General features: G+C 47.4%; 1 protein-coding gene and 1 pseudogene. Both read left to right on the forward strand.

From position 1 onward, the window contains the following. A partial coding sequence (locus R7M72_RS24535; RefSeq protein WP_318056393.1) for an autotransporter assembly complex family protein occupies window positions 1-1,119 on the forward strand: 1,119 nt, incomplete at its 5' end. After that, a pseudogene (locus R7M72_RS24540) lies at window positions 1,116-1,556 on the forward strand (translocation/assembly module TamB); the annotation flags it as partial. The gene R7M72_RS24535 and the pseudogene R7M72_RS24540, both read left to right, overlap by 4 nt.

Here is a 1,556-nt window from a genome sequence, read left to right on the forward strand (position 1 = left end):
GAAAACCGTGTTGAGTCGATGCGACCTTTTGAAATTGGCGAACCTTATCTTGTCTCTGATGTGGGTGAATACAACCAAAACCTGTCTAACACCGATTGGTTTTCCTCCGTGTTTGTTGAGCCTGACTTAAGCAAGCTTGAAGATGGGCGCGAGTTGCCGATTAAAGTCTCGTTAGCGCCTGCTGCGAAAAACCAAATTGAAACCGGTATTGGTTACTCCACCGATACGGGTGTGCGCGGTACTTTAAAATGGAAAAAACCATGGGTAAGTGCACGCGGTCATAGCTTTAATACGGCGCTTTCTCTCTCCAAACCAGAACAAACCATCACCGCCGGCTACAAAATTCCATTAGACGACGTCTTACGTGAATACTATCAATTGCAATTTGGTCTGAAGCATTTGGACAACCGTGATACTGAGAGTTTGGAATCAAACCTTGCGGTAGAAAGACACTGGTTAACCGACGGTGGTTGGCACAAAACCGTGTACGTTCGTCACTTGTACGAAAACTTCTCGCAAGGTTTGCAAGATGATGGCGTGCAGTTTGTGCTTCCTGGCGCAACCTTTTCGCGTACTCGTGTCCGTGGTGGCAGTATGCCAATGTGGGGCGATAAGCAAAGCGTAACGGTTGAATACGGCGATCCGGCGCTACTATCTGAAACGCGAGTATTGCGTTTGCTTGGGCGATCTTCGTGGATTCGTGGCATCGGCGAAAACCATCGTGGTTTGTTCCGTCTCGAAGGGGGGGCTAATATCACGGAGGAATTTGAAAAGCTTTCGCCATCGTTGCGTTTCTTTGCTGGTGGTGACAACAACATCCGTGGTTATGGCTATGAATCCATCTCACCTGTCGATGAAAGTGGCGCATTAACGGGTGCGAAATACATCTTAAGCAGCACCTTAGAGTATCAATATCGTGTTTACGGCAACTGGTGGGCCGCAACGTTCTACGATATTGGTGATGCGTTTAATGACACACCTGAATGGAAATCTGGTGCCGGGGTTGGTATTCGATGGGCTTCACCTGTGGGACCGGTAAGCTTCGACTTTGCGTGGGGGCTGGATGAAAAGCCAAACAACGAATTCCGCATCCACTTCTCTTTGGGGCCTGAGCTATGATCAAAAAGATGTTTAAGTGGACCAAGTGGTTATCACTAAGTTTGATTGGTCTGCTGTTGTTAATCACTATTTTTGTCGCAACGGTACTGTTTACCCATCCAGGATTGAAGTTGGCGATTTGGGGCGCAGAGAAAGCCTTACCTCAACTCAAAGTCGAGAACATTCAAGGTTCGCTATTCCCTCGTTTTGCACTGCAAAATGTCAGCTTTGTTGATGAGTCTTTACATATTGATGCGAAAGTCGAGCGCCTTGCGTTGGCGATTAACTTCCGCTGTTTCTTTGACCCAAAAGTGTGTGTTGATGAACTGGCGCTGCAAGGTGTTAACTTCCAAATGCCAGAATTGCCACCTGCCAGTGAAGAGCCTGAAGAAGAAACACCACCGCTGCGTTCTATCAGCACGCCAGTGCCAATTTTTGTCAATAAAGTCAGCTTTAAT

It is taken from the genome of Vibrio sp. YT-18 (assembly GCF_033337345.1).
Taxonomy (GTDB): domain Bacteria; phylum Pseudomonadota; class Gammaproteobacteria; order Enterobacterales; family Vibrionaceae; genus Vibrio; species Vibrio alginolyticus.